The following is a 15,678-nucleotide window of genomic DNA, read 5'->3' as shown; positions in this document are numbered from 1 at the left end:
TGGGAAACCACTTGATGGGAAACCATCCGAAATGAATGAGAGGAAGAACAAATTAATGATTAAACAAAAGTGGCTTTGGGGGATCCTTCTCCTGATTCTGATTGTTTCGATCCCTGGTGTCATCAATAGGTGGCAGGCTGAATCAGCAAATGACAAATACGAAGTGATCATTCCATATAATGAAATCGCAACGGTTGTCGAAGAAAGTGATTTAACCCTCGATGAAGTACTGTCTACGCTGGCGGATGCGGGACTGACTTCCGTAAGTATCGAGCCGGTATCATTGGAAGATTTAGAAGAACAAAACGTCCTATCGGTTTATGAAGAAAATGAACTCGCGGACAGCTTACTTTTTACACAGTATGAAGGCGCTGTTGATACTGAGGAGCCGGGCTATTATGCAACAGTTCCAGAAGAACCTTATTATCAAGACTTTATTACGGAAAATCTTCAAACAGAAGAAGTGACGATTGCTGGAAAGCCTTTCTACTTCATCCCAAGTTCAACCGACCATTTTGAAGTGGACATGCCTTTTGGATACGACCAGTCTATCGTTGACCACCTGGATGCACAAGGCTTGATGGTTGTCTTTAGAACAACGAATATGGAAAGTGACGCAGCCATCGCTAAAATCGTTCAACAATTAGTTGAACTTAAGGATGACAATAAACTTGGACTTTTGGGTTCAGGTACAGAAGTAATTGGATTTGGGCACCCTGACCAAGATGCTTGGATACAGGACCTGCAACAAGCAGGCTATAGCTTCTATACAATTGAAGGAAGTCAGCTTAAAGGAGAATATAATTTAGCGAGAACTTTCGAGTATGACATGATTCGTTTACATAGTATTGATGTGAACAAGCAAACCAACTTAACGGTTACCGAAAGTGTCGATCGAACAACAAGAGCCGTGAAAGAACGTAATATCAAGTCGATTTTCTACCACATTAAAACAAAAGGCGATGCAGAAGAAAATCTAGATGAAGCTGTTAGCTATTTAACAGATGTCCAAGACAAAATGCCGGCCCACTTTATTTTAGGTGCACCGGAGCATTTCGAGAAAATTTCTGTGCCGGCATGGGTAACGGCGCTTGTGTTACTAGCAGGCATGATCTTTATGTATTTAATCTGCGAGCTAATCAAAGTGAATAAACTGCGAATTCTGGCCGTACTCTTTATGGCATTATTGACAGTTGCTTACTTTGTATTGAACAAAGTCCTGTTCCTGCAGGCATTTGCTTTAATCATTGCGGTACTAACCCCCATCTACGCAGTCATTAAATCGGCGAAGGGTTCCACTCGTATTCGAGATATTTTTGTTCAGTATGTAAAAGCAATCGGGATTAGCTTAATTGGAATCTACATTGTGATTGGCTTACTAAACGGCAACGGCTTTGTTACAGGCTACGAAGTATTCAGAGGCGTGAAGCTTGTTTATGTTATTCCAATCGCAGGAATTGTTTTATTTACTTTCTTCCAGGTTTACGAAATCTCGAAGAATGGCTTAAAAGGCTCCCTGAATACGTCGGTGACTTTATTAAATAAAGAAGTAAAATACTGGCATGTGTTCTTATTGATGGTAGTTGCAGCAGTTGGCTACTTCTATATCGGCCGTACTGGCAACTCCGGTTCTGTAAGTGAATTGGAATTAATGTTTAGACAATGGCTAGAAAATTTATTATATGTACGTCCAAGAACGAAGGAATTCCTAATCGGCTTCCCATTCTTCGTACTAGCGCTTTATGTAATGGGCATTAACAAAAAATGGGGAACGATCTTGCTTATCCCGGGCGTTATAGGATTCCTATCGATCGTGAATACATTCACCCACTTACACATTCCTGTTTCTGTGTCGTTGTTGCGTACACTATACAGTTCAGTACTTGGCTTTGTAATTGGTCTGGTATTCATCGTGATTTTCAAAATCGCAGCCCACTACTTTACTAAAGCAAAAACGAGGTGGTCCTAGTGCATGTCGTTTTATCCGGCTACTATGGTTTCGATAATGTTGGAGATGAGGCCATCCTCTTCTCCATCATTAGTGCCTTAAGAAAGCTGCAAAAAGACATTCAAATTACCGTGTTATCGAATAACCCGGAATCGACGCAACAAACATATGGCGTTGGAGCGGTCAACCGCTGGAAGATGAAAGAAGTCAGCGCTGCCCTTAAGGGTGCCGACGGATTAATCAGCGGTGGCGGCAGCTTACTGCAAGACCAAACCGGCATGAAATCCATTCCTTATTATTCCGGCATCATGCAAATTGCAAAGATGCACAAGAAACCCGTGTTCGTCTACGCACAAGGGATGGGGCCCATCAATAAAGGCATCAGCAAGCTGATTGTGCGAAAAACGTTGAACAAAGTGGATCAAATTACTGTAAGGGATGAAGAGTCCAAAAAGCTTCTTGAAAACATCGGGATTAAAAAATCAATCGGCATTGTACCCGATCCGGTAACTGGGCTGGATGGCAGTAGCTTCCATAGTAGCTGGCTCGAGAGTGCTGGATTGGATAATTACATCGCGATCAGTGTGCGAGATTGGCCAACGACGGTTGACTACAGACAAAAAATTGTCGATAGCTTAGACCAACTAGCGGGTAACGGAGAAACCATTATATTCGTCCCGATGCATGGTGAACATGATGCGAGAACGTCTAGGGAATTCGCTGAACTGATGAAGGAAAAAAGTCTGGTTGCTCCAGCTGATTTATCCATTGAAGAAAAAATCGCGATTATCGGTCAGTCGAAATTATTGATTGGTATGAGACTTCACTCTCTCATTTTTTCAAGCATTTTCTACACACCATTCATCGCGATTTCCTACGACCCGAAAATCGACGCCTTTGCCAAAATTGCAGGGCAACCAATTATCGGCCACGTCGAACAAGACAACTGGGATGGCCATCAGCTATACGCACAAGCCAAGGACATCCTCGAGAATCGAGCAAGCCTTGAAGCTTCGATGAAAGCCACTATCCAGCCGATACAAAGCCAAGCGCTCGATACAGCTAAAATGGCTTTAGATGTGTTTGGTAAGTGATGAATTTAATGAAGGAAGGGCTCCTAGATGGGGGGCTCTTCTTTTTTGTTTGTGTGGGTGCTGTTTCGGGTAGAGTTGATGGTCGTGGATTCGAGATATCCGCCTGTTTTGGGAATAAATTTGCCAGTTTTACAAATATATCCGCCAACTTTTCTCGAAAATCCGCCACTTTATCTCAATATCCGCCAGTTGCAAATAATCTCGCCACTTTTGTGAATATTCTCGCCACTTTTATCAATAATCTAGCCACTTTTTGTCGAAATCTAGCCACTTTATCCATTATTCTAGCCAATTCCGGTTTCAGGGTATTTTTAGCTACTCCCGCTACACTTAATCTCCGAAAACAAACATGCAATTACAACAAAGGCACCTGCCATCAAATGATTCAGGTGCCTTCACTTTATTTACTTTGCTTCATGCAATTTGGTCTTTTGCACTGCTAATTCATAAAAGCGTTTTTCGTCGCGTTGTTCCAGAGCTTGATTGATGAGGTGCTCTAGATTTTGTTCTTCGAGTTCGCGAATCATTTTTTGCATTTCCGATTCCTTTTCTTCATTCGATACGTTTTTCGTGTTTTCTTCAGGTGTGGTTGCCTGATCTAAGATAGGAGTTAAATGTTCATGCACGTTTGATATTAAAAGCAGCTGGTAGAGCGGTAAACGAATAAAACGACTTCCACGTTGGAACACAAAAATCTCTGACAGATTTTCAATTTGCTTTGTTTCGATGTCGATAATCATTTCCTTCCCTTCCACAGGAACAAAATGATACAACTCATCATCCTTAACGATTGAAAAATATTGATAAGCAAATACTAAGCGCAGCGTCTTTCCATTTACTTTCGTATAAAAAGGTTTCATAAACTGTACTTGAATCATACTATCCCCTCCTATTTGGGATCTTTCTGACTTTTCTAGTTGAAGCATATCCCCAGTTTTTCAGTATTTGTAAGCGATTTCAATCTTTTTTTAAACAACAATATTCATTTTTCCGGTAAGCAGCACGAGTGGCAGCCATCTACAATGCGTTTACTTCATCATACGAATTTTGAAGCTTGTTAATGATATATTCTCCATACTTTTCGCTTTTCAAACTAGCAGATTGTTACTAATTTTATCGATATTTGTAAACCCCAACGTATACGGGTGCTGTTAGCTTTTCATTTACCAAATTTACATAAAATACAAATTCCCGCAATTTTACATTTCAAACCGATGAATGGATACCTTTTTACTAAACTTTCCGTTTTACTTATCATTCCCGCATTTTCAAGTTATAATGGAAGGACAGGCTTTTTTGCGGATTGGAACGAAAGCATTTTCAATGAAATCCGCTTAACATAAGGCATCAACTTCCCTATTTCCGGGTGGTTATGTGTTTAGTAAGACCAAAATTAAACAATAAGTGAAAAGAAAAAACACAGTTCCTGGAAGTTCTGTGTTTTTCTAAGGAGCGTATTACTATGGGGATATCGATTTCGACACTTGCTTGGGAACAAGCTACATTCATTCGAACTCAACTACAACAAATCGAACAATCTTTGCATCCATCTGTCACTGAAGACGAGGAACTTGTACGCCGCGCACTCTTTGCTGTTCGTAATAAATCCGTAAATATAGAACGCTATCTTCCTGCTACTACTACGCTATATGCTTTTGTACAAGATGTTCGTCTAACACATGTAAGCATTAATTTCCGCAACCAGGAAATCATCTGTGACTGCCCTCAGGAAGATTGGTGTCGCCATAAGGTTAGTGTCATCTTGTCCTTATACCAATATATTGGCTCTGTTCAAGATTGGGCTGCCAAATGGCGGGCGAAAAAAAGCATCAATCTGCATATGCTTGCCTCTAATCGTTCACCGGAAAATTGGCTTGCTATGGTAGACGAGGTCATGACTCACCTTTTACCAGAGGGGCGCCAAATAGAGAAACATCTCATCTCGAGCATTTCAGAAAACGCCCACAGCAAACTTAGGAAGCATCTCCCTTTCGAGCGGGAATGGCAGCCAATTTTTAAGTTATTTATGGAAATTGCCGTATTAGGTAAAATCTGGCAGCATCTAAATCAATTTGATACCAAATTCAATGGCAATGATTACTTTGAATACTTCTTTGATCGTCGCTTCGAATATATTCAAAATACAATCGATGAGCTTTCCGGGAAGTCGCGACTTTTTGCGACAGATCCATTTTTTGATGCACTTCAGGTTCTGGTAAGAGAATTTTTATTGGAAAGACAGCACTATACTGGCAGAAGATTAAATATCTATTTATTATTTTGGGATACGGTGTTTATCGAGAAAAGGCGCGCCCAGGAAGAATTGGATCACCTAATGCTTTATCTTGAAAACGAAGAGTTGAAGTCAAAATTAAGTGAAGAAGTGCCACTTTCAACAGTTTTTAATGTTTTTCATATTCTACTGAAAGAATATGACTCCCTAAAACAGCATTTGGAAAGCATTTCTTTAGACCAAATGAGTGTCTATTTTGGTTTGGCCAAGTTCGCCTCATCACGACAAGATGAAATTGCGACTGAATTAATATTAAAGGCGATGCTCCCACTTTTAAATGATTTCATTAATGGGCATCTGATGCCTTCTCAGCGTCAAATGTATGTACGAAGAATCCATCTTTTATATGACAATGTTGCCCTTTCGGAACAGGAAGAGTTAATGCTCTACTCGGCATTTGGTGCTTATGGTGTTCAGCCCTATTCTCATTATTTATTGAAGGAAAAGCGTTACGAAGAGTGGGTTGCCCTGCATCAGTTATATCCATCTTCCATTTCTTATCTAGAAACTTGTGGATTAAGGGAAGTCATTGAAGAGGCGCCCGAAGTGACACTGCCACTGTATCATTTCTATGCCATTGAAGAAGTGAACCAAAAATCGAGAATGAATTATAAACAGGCCGTCCGTATTTGGAAAATGATGAAATCTGCTTCAAAAAAGTGTGGAAAGACCAACTTTTGGGCTGATTATATTCATACTGTACGTGAACAATATAAACGGTTACGTGCCTTACAAGAAGAATTAGAGAAAGGAAATCTACTGGTATGACAGAAATTCAATTAACTCCCTTTACGAAAACAATTCGATTATCCATAGAAGAACTCACACCAGCTTTCTTTTCTGTAACAGCCTTCAATGACGATCATGCACCCCTGTCACCCCACCAGTGGACAAGACAGTTATTTTTTCGATATGAGCCGAATTTCTTTGGCTTAAATGCAAATGTTAGCGAAACAGATATTCGTTTGACGACCGTGGAACTCGTTGATTTACTATCACCGTTTTACAAGCATCCTTTTATTCAATTAAAGGGAGAGGATGACCAATCTGAAAGACTGCTTGCTATGATGAATGGGATTCAGCTCCTTTGGAATAATAGTGCTTTATGGGATTATGTGGTTACGGAAGAAAAGGAATCAGGTGAGGTTACATTTACTTTTCAGCTACCTGAAAGTTTTTTGGAAGATGAGTCTGTTCGAGGATTTACGAACGATAAAGGCATAGCACTACAGGAATTTGAGTCCCTCCTGGCACAAGCGGCTTATCAAAAATTAGCTTTTGCCAGCTTGCATCCCAGAGATTTACCAGCTTTACTGCCATTCTTTAAAAATGGAGGATGGCCGTTAAATAAAGATCGCTCTCTTGGAAACGTAAAAGTAGCCATCCGTTTAAGTGAGCCGGAAGAAAGTGCATCGGAATGGCTTTTGGAAACGGTTATTAGTTCAACAAAAACATCGAAGCTTTGGACACCAGCAATTCGTAAAAGACACTTGCCTGTTGAAAAAGCCCTGCCTGAAAAGTGGCTCGAATTTGCGGATGACATCGTGAACCAGCAAACGCAAATGCTCGGGTTGATGGATTTAAGTGCCTATCATGTCTCCCCTGACACGTTTATACATACTTCAATAGAAGATGGGGATGTACGTAAATTATTGCGTGACGACTTTGCTAAACTTAGTGCACTTGGTTTTGAAGTTGTTTTACCTGCATGGCTCCGCGAATTAAAGCAAACGAAAATGCGTGTTCGTGTCAGTGCAAGTAATCAGTCACAAAAATCTGTTGCAGGACTGGATGATATTTTGGCCTTCAAGTGGCAGCTTTCTATGAACGGTGAAGAAATTAACGCAGAGGAATTCCGGAAAATTGTGGAGGAAAACCGTGAATTTGTGCGAATCGGCGATGAATGGTTCCGCATGGATGTAAACTGGATGAATGAAATCCGCGAGCTTATGGATAAGGCAGAAGAAGAAAATTGGACAGTTCGTGAACTGCTATTCCGAGAATTGCCAAATGAGCTTACTGCGCCGTTGGAAGAAGAGGACGATTCCGAATCGGATGATCCATTGTTTGCTTTTGAAATGAACCGGTCCTTGCAAGAATATGTAGAACAGCTGACAACAAAAAAGGGGCTGCCTCCAATCCCACAGCCTGCTGGATTGCAAGCAGAGTTGCGTCCATACCAGCAAGAGGGCTTTGAATGGCTGACATTTATGCGCGACCAAAAATTTGGTGCCGTATTGGCGGATGATATGGGACTTGGAAAAACAGTTCAAATGATTAGCTATCTTTTATATACGATTGAGAATCTTAATGAAACGGACCCTACGATTATCATTTGCCCTACTTCCGTTCTGGGCAACTGGCAGAAGGAACTGGATCGCTTTGCGCCATCATTGAAGGTCATGACTCATTACGGTTCAAATCGATTAAAAGATGAAAACTTTAAGTCTGCCCTGCAAAGTGAGAAACCAAATGTTGTACTTTCTACTTACGGGACGATTTCACAGGATATTGAATTTTTGGAACATATAGATTGGGCAACCGTGACATTGGACGAAGCCCAAAATATTAAAAATATGCAGACCTTACAATCACGGGCAATTCGCCGCTTATACGGAAAGCATCATATCGCTTTAACTGGGACACCCATTGAGAACCGCCTTTCTGAACTTTGGGCAATTTTTGACTTTATTCACAAAGGATACTTGGGCAGTTTCGGCAAGTTCCAGGAACAATTCATCATTCCCATTGAACGAGAAGAATCGGACCGTCATAAGGAAATCTTACGTAACAAGATTCGCCCATTCTTGATGCGTCGTACAAAAAATGACCCGGATTTACTGCTGAACCTTCCTGAGAAGCAAGAAACAAAGGAATTCTGTGGGTTGACTAGCGAACAAGCCGCTCTTTATGAAGGCTATATAGAAGATACGCTTTCCCAGCTTGAAGTCATGACGGCTTTTGAGAAAAAGGGTCGTATTCTACAGATGCTGAGTAAGCTGAAACAGTTATGTAATCATCCAGCTTTATATCTTAAGGAACCTTTGGATGATGCAAAAACATTGTTGAATCGCTCCATCAAGCTGAAGCGAATTGTGGAACTTGCTGCCGATATCGTAGACAATGGAGAGCAATGCTTAATTTTCACCCAGTACATTGGAATGGGACAGCTATTGCAGCATTGTTTCTCTGAACTTTACAATATCGATATTCCATTTTTGACTGGCAGCATGCCAAAACAGCAGCGGGATCGTTTGGTCGATAGCTTCCAGGCTGGAGAGTTTCCTATCTTCTTGCTGTCATTGAAAGCTGGCGGTACAGGTTTAAATCTTACTGCTGCAAATCATGTATTGCACGCAGATCGCTGGTGGAATCCCGCAGTGGAAAATCAGGCTACTGACCGTGCCTACAGAATTGGCCAGACACAATTTGTTCAGGTGCATAAATTCATCACTATCGGAACAATTGAAGAGAAAATTGATAAAATGATTGAAATTAAATCTGCCCTTTCGGAAGAATTAATTCAATCAAGCAACTGGTTAACAGAGCTGCAAGAAGATGAATTGATGGATTTGTTAATGCTCGATACACATGCTATGAAATAATGATGAAGAAACAGAGTCGATTGGTCCTAAGAAGCTAATCGACTCTGTTTTGCAGTCTCTCGTTCCAATTTACGTTTTATCCATATGAAATTGTTGTTCTCTACTATGTAGAGTTTAGGAGAAATGGCGTCACTACTGTGCGGTCAGCAGCAGTGATTTAGTTATCACCCCCTTTAAGTAATTTGTGAAGCGAGGATGGATTTAGTGATAGTAGAGTTTTTTAGGAAGGGAGTTTTCTGATTTAAAAAAATAAGTTTTAAGGGACACAAACACAATTAATCTTTTCGTTAGATAGCTTTAGTTTGGGTATTTTCAGTCTGAGATGAGAATAAAACTAGGAGAGTTTTAAGTTAACTTTTTTTGGAGAGAATGAGATATCGAGTTTAGTTACTCAGGTTGAATAGTACTACAGGTTTGTATTGCAAAATAGTGTTTTGCTACCTCTACAACATTGTCAGCTCAGCAATAGAGATGCTTTTAAGTTAAGGAACAGTCGTACTTACCACTTGTTCAGGAAGAACAAAGTCACTGGTCACATCCGGGTTATTTTGGGTTGTTACGCTCTTGTTTTCCGGTGTTTTTAAAATAAAGAATCGGACATCATCTACAATGACTTCTGTTGTAAAAATTTTTACATTATCCTTATTTGTGAATGACCTGGTTTGCAAGCGACCATTTACACCTACCAAAGATCCTTTTCCACAATAGTTGACGATTCGTTCCGCAAGCCTTCCCCATGCTATACAGGTAACGAAATCCGCCTCTACGTTTCCTTCATTATTTCGGTAGTTTCGATTAATTGCTACGATAAAATTGGTCTGTACACGATTTCCTGAAAATGTCCGGAGACTTGGATCTCTTGTAAATCGACCGACTAGTCCGACTTGGTTCATGCTTTCACCTCCTTTCTTTGTGAGTCCATCATAAACTGAACCCAAGCAATTTGGCAAAATCTGAAAAACTGTATATCCCCACTATTTTCGACTTGGAAATTCCAATTATCGACATATCAAAAAATTGTCAACACAACTCAAACCTATGTGGTTCTAAGCACGGGAGCCTTAAAATTGTAGGAGGCAAATATTAATTTTTGCAGTTTTTCTATGTTATACTAAAATAAACTATAGAATTATTGGGGGGACGCTATGAAGACGTTTAAAATGCTTTCTTTTGATTTGATCAATGAACAGGGCGGCGTGAATATTCCCATTGTCGATGGCATTGTGATCAATCAGGAAAACAGCCGTAAATCATGGATCCTTGAGTTATTTCTATCCAAAGACTATCAATCCACATTTGAAAACCTTAAGGAAGCGGACGAATTATTCGAGGTGCATGTGATCATTTCGTTTCCCGATAACGAACCTGCTCCATTTAAAGTGAAAGTCAGTGAGATCCAAGAAATCGGGGAGAAGATTACAGTTTTACTAAAAGGTACAATTAAAGCACGGCGAAGCAAATATGCAGAAGCACTACTAAAATCATTATTGAGCGAAAATTTAACGAGCGATGAATTAATGACACGTTTCAAAAAAGGAATGCGTGAAAGACCTCGCTTGAAAGAATCGTAAGCAGATTAGGTATGGGTTCACATGCCTAATCTTTTTTTGTTTACCAGTTTAACTCTGCTTTTTTTAGGAGGAAAAAAATCGCCCCAATTATGAGGCGATTTTGATTTATGGAGCTAAGCAAAACCTTCGATGTATTATTGATTGTTGTTTTCGTTATCGACACGTTCGTCGTTGTTCGTTACATCGCCGTTTTGGTTTTGGCCAGCACCATTACTATTTGAAACGCCATCTTCATCAACAGTGGCGTTATTATTATCAAGTGTACCGTTGTCACCGTTTAGGTCGTCCCCTAGGTCAATGCCAGCATCATCGTCTTGGCCATCACCATTGCCATGAGCATCACCTTCAAGTGCGTCATCTACATCTTCTTGAATGTCGTTTACACCCTCATTAATGTCGTTTGCAGCATCTTCACCAACATCCTGCACGTCGTTTGCAGCATCTTCTCCAACATTCTCTACATCGTTTGCAGCATCCTCATCATCGGCATTATTACAACCGACCAATAGAGCTGATCCGAGCATTAGCGCAAACACTGGCTTTTTCCACATAAAAAAAGTTCCCTCCTTTTCTGAATATACTCCATCACAACAGGATTGTGATTACTCATAGAGTACCCGAGAAAGAAAGGAACTATCCTTAAAAAGAGACCAAACAATTTAGCTCTTTTACGAAATTTTTACACTTCGAGCAAAGTTAGTCTTCTTTTTCTAACTGTTCTTTTAATTGCTGTTCAACATATGCAGCTTCGGCTTTACACTCATAAGTATAGTTTGTCCCCAGTTTTTTCTGCATGTTTTCGATTGAATCTATTTGCTTTTTTGTTGGCTTTTCATTGAGAATTTTAGCAATGACTTCATCAATTTTCTGTGCCAGTTCTTCATGGAATTCTTGACTCAGTAGAACATCTTGAGGCACCTTATCAAACCAAGCAGCATTTTCTGTGAAGTATTTTTGCCAAATCTTCATGAATTCTTCCATTGAAAATTTGCTCTCATCCCAGCCAATGCTTGCTAAATATAATTCAAAAGACGTTGAGATAGACCTTGTAATGCTTATCTTTACGCCTGAAGATAGCTGTTTATACATTTATATTAAAACCTCCTACGTTTCAAAAGCCCACCTAAGATGCTGTTCTACAACCAATCCATCCCATCAACCAATATATTTTAACCTTTTACGTAGTTAAAAGCAAAATACGGGTTTAATAAAAATATACTTATTATGATATTTATTACCCAAATTCCCATTAAATAATCGCAGAGAATGAAACTCCTACTTCTTAATAAAAGTCTATTTCGGTTGAACTGGACCAATTGCAAACAGGATATCCGCTTCACAAGCAAGTTCACCATTCACTGTAGCTACCGCATGTCCTTTTCCCATTGCACCGCGCAGTTTTACGAATTCTACTTCTAATTTTAGTTGGTCACCTGGCAGGACTTGACGTTTGAATCGGCAGTTATCGATCCCAGTCAAAAATGCTAGGCGGCCTTTAAATTCCTCTGATTTCAACAAAGCGACTCCGCCTACTTGAGCTAATGCCTCGACAATTAAAACTCCAGGCATAACTGGATATCCTGGAAAGTGCCCATTAAAAAAGTCTTCGTTGATTGAGACATTTTTGATTCCTACTGCACGTTTTCCTTCTTCGACCTCCAAGATTCGGTCTACCAATAAGAACGGATAGCGGTGCGGTAAGATTTCTTGAATTTGTTCAGCTGTTAACATTGTTAATTCCTCCTTTAGTTCCTTTTAAGTTTATATTACTTATAAAGAAATCGCACATGAAAAAGGAGAATAGAAAATATACTACAAGCCCTTTGGATCTGATTTGTAGTTATTATTCTCTATTCTTTACCGTTTATGATATCTAACATATGCTGCCAAGTCTCTTGTTTGAGTGCATCCAACGGTTCACCACTCCCGATTACTCCAAAACCGATCATTAATCCAGCCGCACCGGCAATGATGAGTAAAAGAAGGACCAGGATGATTCTAAGCCAAATGGGAAAAAGTCGAAAATTATACCATCGCATAGGCTTGTCGTTGTTTTTTTCGCTTCTCTTTTCTTTCTTTTCTTTCTGAGGAACTTTCGGCTGTGTTGATTCACTATTTGCTTCGTTTGTCATGGCCGTCTCCCTTTAAAAATTTTACATATTCATTATCATCTAATTCCATTGATCAAACCTAGCATTTGATCGGCAATAGAGATTGCACGGGAACTAAATTGATAATTTCGTTGAGCATTTATCAAATTAGACATTTCCGTGGATAAATTCACGTTTGATAACTCTAATGAGCCATTTGTAATCCCAACATCCGTACGAGCGGCACCCTGTAAATCTATTAAAATATCAGCTTCATTGTAGCCTAACTCGTTAAAGTTGGATGGCAATGCGATGTATGTATCCGAAACATGCTCCATTACTTGAGTTGTTTGTATTTCTGTAATACCCAGTTCAAAAGTGAGTGCGTCACCATCCGGATAGTTTACACCTAAAGTTCCATCATTCGATAAACTGAAGTTGCTTACACCCTCCGGAAAATAAATAGCGTCTCCATTTGAATCGGCTACAGCATACCCATCTCCATTCACAAGCATTACTTGTCCGTTCTCCACAGGCGTAACATAGAAATCACCTTGACGTGAATAGACCGTTCTTTGCCCGTTTGCACCATCAGGCATCAGTATATTAAAATACTGTTTTTCTTTCGTGAAAGCCAGGTCTAAATCTCGGTCAGTTGTTTGCAAGCCGCCTTGGGTAAAGTTCGTTTGAATTTGTCCAAGATAAGCACCCACACCATAGCGTATACCTTCTGGTGAATTTCGAACACTCGGATCTAGTTGGGCGTTGTTGAATTGTTGGTAAAGAAGTTCAGAAAAAGTGGCTTCTTTTGCTTTGTAACCTGCTGTATTACTATTGGCAATGTTGTTACTGATTGTATCGATTTGACTTTGCAGCTGTCCTAATGTGTTTGTTGCAGTAATCATTGTACGAAGCATGATTTTCCCTCCTTCTTCTATACTCTTCCAATTTCATTTACGGCTTTATCCATGCTTTTATCATAGGCCTGCAAGACTTTTTGGTTGGCTTCAAAGGCACGATAGGCTGTTAAAAGGTCTGTCATGGATTGTGCAGAATCAACATTTGAACCTTCAAGGTAGCTTTGCTGCATGGAGAAAGTAACGCCTTCTTGTCCAAAAGCACTTGGCAAATCCGTTCCATCTATTGAACGATACAATCCATTATCTTGTTTCACCAATGTGTCAGGGTTTTCAGAAAAAGATACACCGAGTGTTGCAGCAAGTTGATCATTTACAAGGATATTTCCCTCTTGTGTAAGGTTGAATTGATCATTTGGCAACTGGATTCGTTCTCCTTCAGCAGAAAGAACATATAGTCCTTGAGCGTTCACCAAGTAGCCTTCTCCATCCAGGGTGAAGTTCCCGTTGCGTGTATATGCTTCTCCGCCTTCCGGGTGTTCCAATCGGAAAAAGATGGTGCCCACCTGTCCAGATTCTTCATCCGCAGGCATTGCACCGTTAATAAGAGCCACGTCTGTATTCTGGCTTGTTTCATAAATGGAACCTTGTGTATAGTTTGCTAAGGTTTCCTGCAAGTATACACCAGCATTGACCGAACCAATTTGCTGATGCTGTCCAAAACTAAAGTTATTTTCGGTTGGAAGATTTGTTCTTCCTACAGCAGACATCAGCATATCGGGAAAAGAGCGAATTGTTGATTGATCTGACTTAAAACCAGGTGTATTGGCATTCGCCATATTGTTCGTAATTATTTCTGTTTTTCTTTGTTGAGACACCATACCCGTTGCGACAGTATAAAACCCTTTAAACAACTTCTTTCACCTCTAAAATTAATTTTGTAATAAGTCAGTTGTACCCATCAACTTAGACCTTTTTCGATTGTTGCCCATTCTATGACTTTTACCGACCAATTGGCTGTCAATTGTTACATGCGAGATCCTGGAGAACGATCGATGTTGTCCAGCATTAAGCCTGTCCCAACTGCGACACAATCCATTGGATTTTCCGCCACAAATACAGGGACCTTTAACTCTTGCGTCAATAATTGATCCATACCGTGCAATAAAGCGCCCCCACCTGTGATGCAAACACCGCGATCAATTATATCTGCTGATAATTCAGGTGGTGTTTTTTCAAGCACATTTTTGGCAGATTGAACGATTAATGAAACCGATTCATGTAAGGCTTTTTCGATTTCTGTAGAATGAATCTCGATTGTTCTTGGCAGACCTGTTACCATATCACGTCCGCGAATTTCCATCGATTCTTCACGGCTGCCAGGAAAAACAGTGCCGATTGTAATTTTAATCGCTTCAGCCGTACGTTCACCGATTAACAGTTTGTATTGCCTTTTTATGTATTGCAGAATATCGTTATCAAACACATCTCCAGCTACTTTGATTGACTCGCTTGTCACGATATCGCCCATTGAAAGAACTGCCACATCCGTCGTCCCGCCACCGATATCTACAACCATATTCCCGCTAGGTTGGAAGATATCCATGCCTGCACCAATAGCAGCTACTTTTGGTTCTTCCTCTAAGTATACTTTTTTGCCGCCAGATTTTTCGGCAGCTTCCCTGATTGCTTTTTGTTCCACGCTCGTAATGTTTGTTGGACAGCAAATAAGAATACGTGGCTTCGAGAAGAATCCCTTCACGTCTAACTTATTTATAAAATATTTTAACATAGCTTCCGTCACATCGAAATCCGCAATTACGCCATCTTTTAATGGACGAATTGCTACAATATTCCCTGGTGTACGACCGACCATTTGACGTGCTTCTTCACCAACAGCTAATACTTTTTTCGTATTCTTATCGATAGCAACAACAGATGGCTCATTCAGTACAATTCCTTTTCCTTTTACATAGATGAGCACATTTGCCGTTCCTAAATCAATCCCAATATCCTTAGAAAACATTTAATAATTTCTCCTTCCTGCCAATTCCAACATAATACACGTGCTGTATATATCTTTATCTAGACCATTTTACCATATTCACCTACCAATTACACCTTTAATTATGCTGAAAGTGCCTGGTATGGATAGAAGTACCTGGCATTCACACAATTCAGGTACCATTCTGAATATTATGTGTACCAGGCACTCAAACA

General features: G+C 40.0%; 14 protein-coding genes. 5 read left to right on the top strand and 9 right to left on the bottom strand.

What is annotated here, in order from left to right; all coding sequences use genetic code 11:
• Window positions 1-31 precede the first annotated feature (31 nt).
• Window positions 32-1,969, top strand: coding sequence for a DUF5693 family protein (locus QYB95_RS19275; RefSeq protein ID WP_425609165.1), 1,938 nt, complete (start codon window positions 32-34; stop codon window positions 1,967-1,969).
• A complete protein-coding gene (gene csaB / locus QYB95_RS01185; protein ID WP_301136244.1) occupies window positions 1,969-3,042 on the top strand; it encodes a polysaccharide pyruvyl transferase CsaB in 1,074 nt (357 codons plus the stop codon). Before QYB95_RS19275 ends, csaB begins: the two co-directional genes overlap by 1 nt.
• Before the next feature lie 404 nt (window positions 3,043-3,446).
• On the opposite strand, the gene QYB95_RS01180 is transcribed toward csaB, so the two are convergent.
• Window positions 3,447-3,920: an IDEAL domain-containing protein gene (locus QYB95_RS01180; protein WP_301136243.1), complete on the bottom strand. Its 474-nt coding sequence runs from the start codon at window positions 3,918-3,920 to the stop codon at window positions 3,447-3,449.
• Window positions 3,921-4,504: 584 nt separating this feature from the next.
• Here QYB95_RS01180 and QYB95_RS01175 point away from each other — a divergent pair.
• Together QYB95_RS01175 and QYB95_RS01170 are read left to right on the top strand one after the other, a co-directional pair.
• Window positions 4,505-6,103 (top strand): hypothetical protein, encoded by a 1,599-nt coding sequence (locus QYB95_RS01175; RefSeq protein WP_301136242.1) that lies wholly within the window; start codon window positions 4,505-4,507, stop codon window positions 6,101-6,103.
• Complete coding sequence (locus tag QYB95_RS01170) at window positions 6,100-8,940, top strand: DEAD/DEAH box helicase (RefSeq protein WP_301136241.1); 2,841 nt, start codon at window positions 6,100-6,102, stop codon at window positions 8,938-8,940. Before QYB95_RS01175 ends, QYB95_RS01170 begins: the two co-directional genes overlap by 4 nt.
• Before the next feature lie 482 nt (window positions 8,941-9,422).
• Here the strand turns inward: QYB95_RS01170 and QYB95_RS01165 are convergent, their stop codons facing one another.
• Window positions 9,423-9,833: a single-stranded DNA-binding protein gene (locus QYB95_RS01165; RefSeq protein WP_301136240.1), complete on the bottom strand. Its 411-nt coding sequence runs from the start codon at window positions 9,831-9,833 to the stop codon at window positions 9,423-9,425.
• Between the two features lie 252 nt (window positions 9,834-10,085).
• Between QYB95_RS01165 and QYB95_RS01160 the strand changes: the two genes are divergently transcribed.
• Window positions 10,086-10,511 carry a YwpF family protein gene (locus tag QYB95_RS01160; RefSeq protein ID WP_301136239.1) on the top strand — a complete coding sequence of 142 codons (426 nt, stop codon included), beginning with the start codon at window positions 10,086-10,088 and terminating at the stop codon, window positions 10,509-10,511.
• Window positions 10,512-10,645: 134 nt separating this feature from the next.
• Here the strand turns inward: QYB95_RS01160 and QYB95_RS01155 are convergent, their stop codons facing one another.
• The 7 genes from QYB95_RS01155 to mreB form a co-directional block, all read right to left on the bottom strand.
• A complete protein-coding gene (locus tag QYB95_RS01155; protein WP_301136238.1) occupies window positions 10,646-11,062 on the bottom strand; it encodes a hypothetical protein in 417 nt (138 codons plus the stop codon).
• A gap of 145 nt (window positions 11,063-11,207) precedes the next feature.
• Window positions 11,208-11,600 (bottom strand): hypothetical protein, encoded by a 393-nt coding sequence (locus tag QYB95_RS01150; protein WP_301136237.1) that lies wholly within the window; start codon window positions 11,598-11,600, stop codon window positions 11,208-11,210.
• A gap of 204 nt (window positions 11,601-11,804) precedes the next feature.
• The gene (fabZ, locus tag QYB95_RS01145; protein ID WP_301136236.1) at window positions 11,805-12,242 is read right to left on the bottom strand and encodes a 3-hydroxyacyl-ACP dehydratase FabZ; all 438 of its coding nucleotides are present in this window, start codon (window positions 12,240-12,242) and stop codon (window positions 11,805-11,807) included.
• A 119-nt stretch (window positions 12,243-12,361) separates the two neighbouring features.
• Window positions 12,362-12,643, bottom strand: coding sequence for a DNA-directed RNA polymerase subunit beta (locus QYB95_RS01140; RefSeq protein ID WP_301136235.1), 282 nt, complete (start codon window positions 12,641-12,643; stop codon window positions 12,362-12,364).
• Window positions 12,644-12,678: 35 nt separating this feature from the next.
• Window positions 12,679-13,518, bottom strand: a complete 840-nt coding sequence (locus tag QYB95_RS01135; RefSeq protein ID WP_301136234.1) for a flagellar hook-basal body protein — start codon at window positions 13,516-13,518, stop codon at window positions 12,679-12,681.
• 17 nt (window positions 13,519-13,535) lie between these two features.
• Window positions 13,536-14,372 carry a flagellar hook-basal body protein gene (locus tag QYB95_RS01130; RefSeq protein WP_301136233.1) on the bottom strand — a complete coding sequence of 279 codons (837 nt, stop codon included), beginning with the start codon at window positions 14,370-14,372 and terminating at the stop codon, window positions 13,536-13,538.
• 113 nt (window positions 14,373-14,485) lie between these two features.
• The gene (gene mreB / locus QYB95_RS01125; protein ID WP_301136232.1) at window positions 14,486-15,484 is read right to left on the bottom strand and encodes a rod shape-determining protein; all 999 of its coding nucleotides are present in this window, start codon (window positions 15,482-15,484) and stop codon (window positions 14,486-14,488) included.
• Window positions 15,485-15,678 lie beyond the last annotated feature (194 nt).

The organism is Ureibacillus aquaedulcis (genome assembly GCF_030418165.1).
Lineage (GTDB): Bacteria > Bacillota > Bacilli > Bacillales_A > Planococcaceae > Ureibacillus > Ureibacillus aquaedulcis.
Note: the sequence above shows the minus strand (reverse complement) of the source record. Positions and strands in the feature narration are given on the sequence as shown.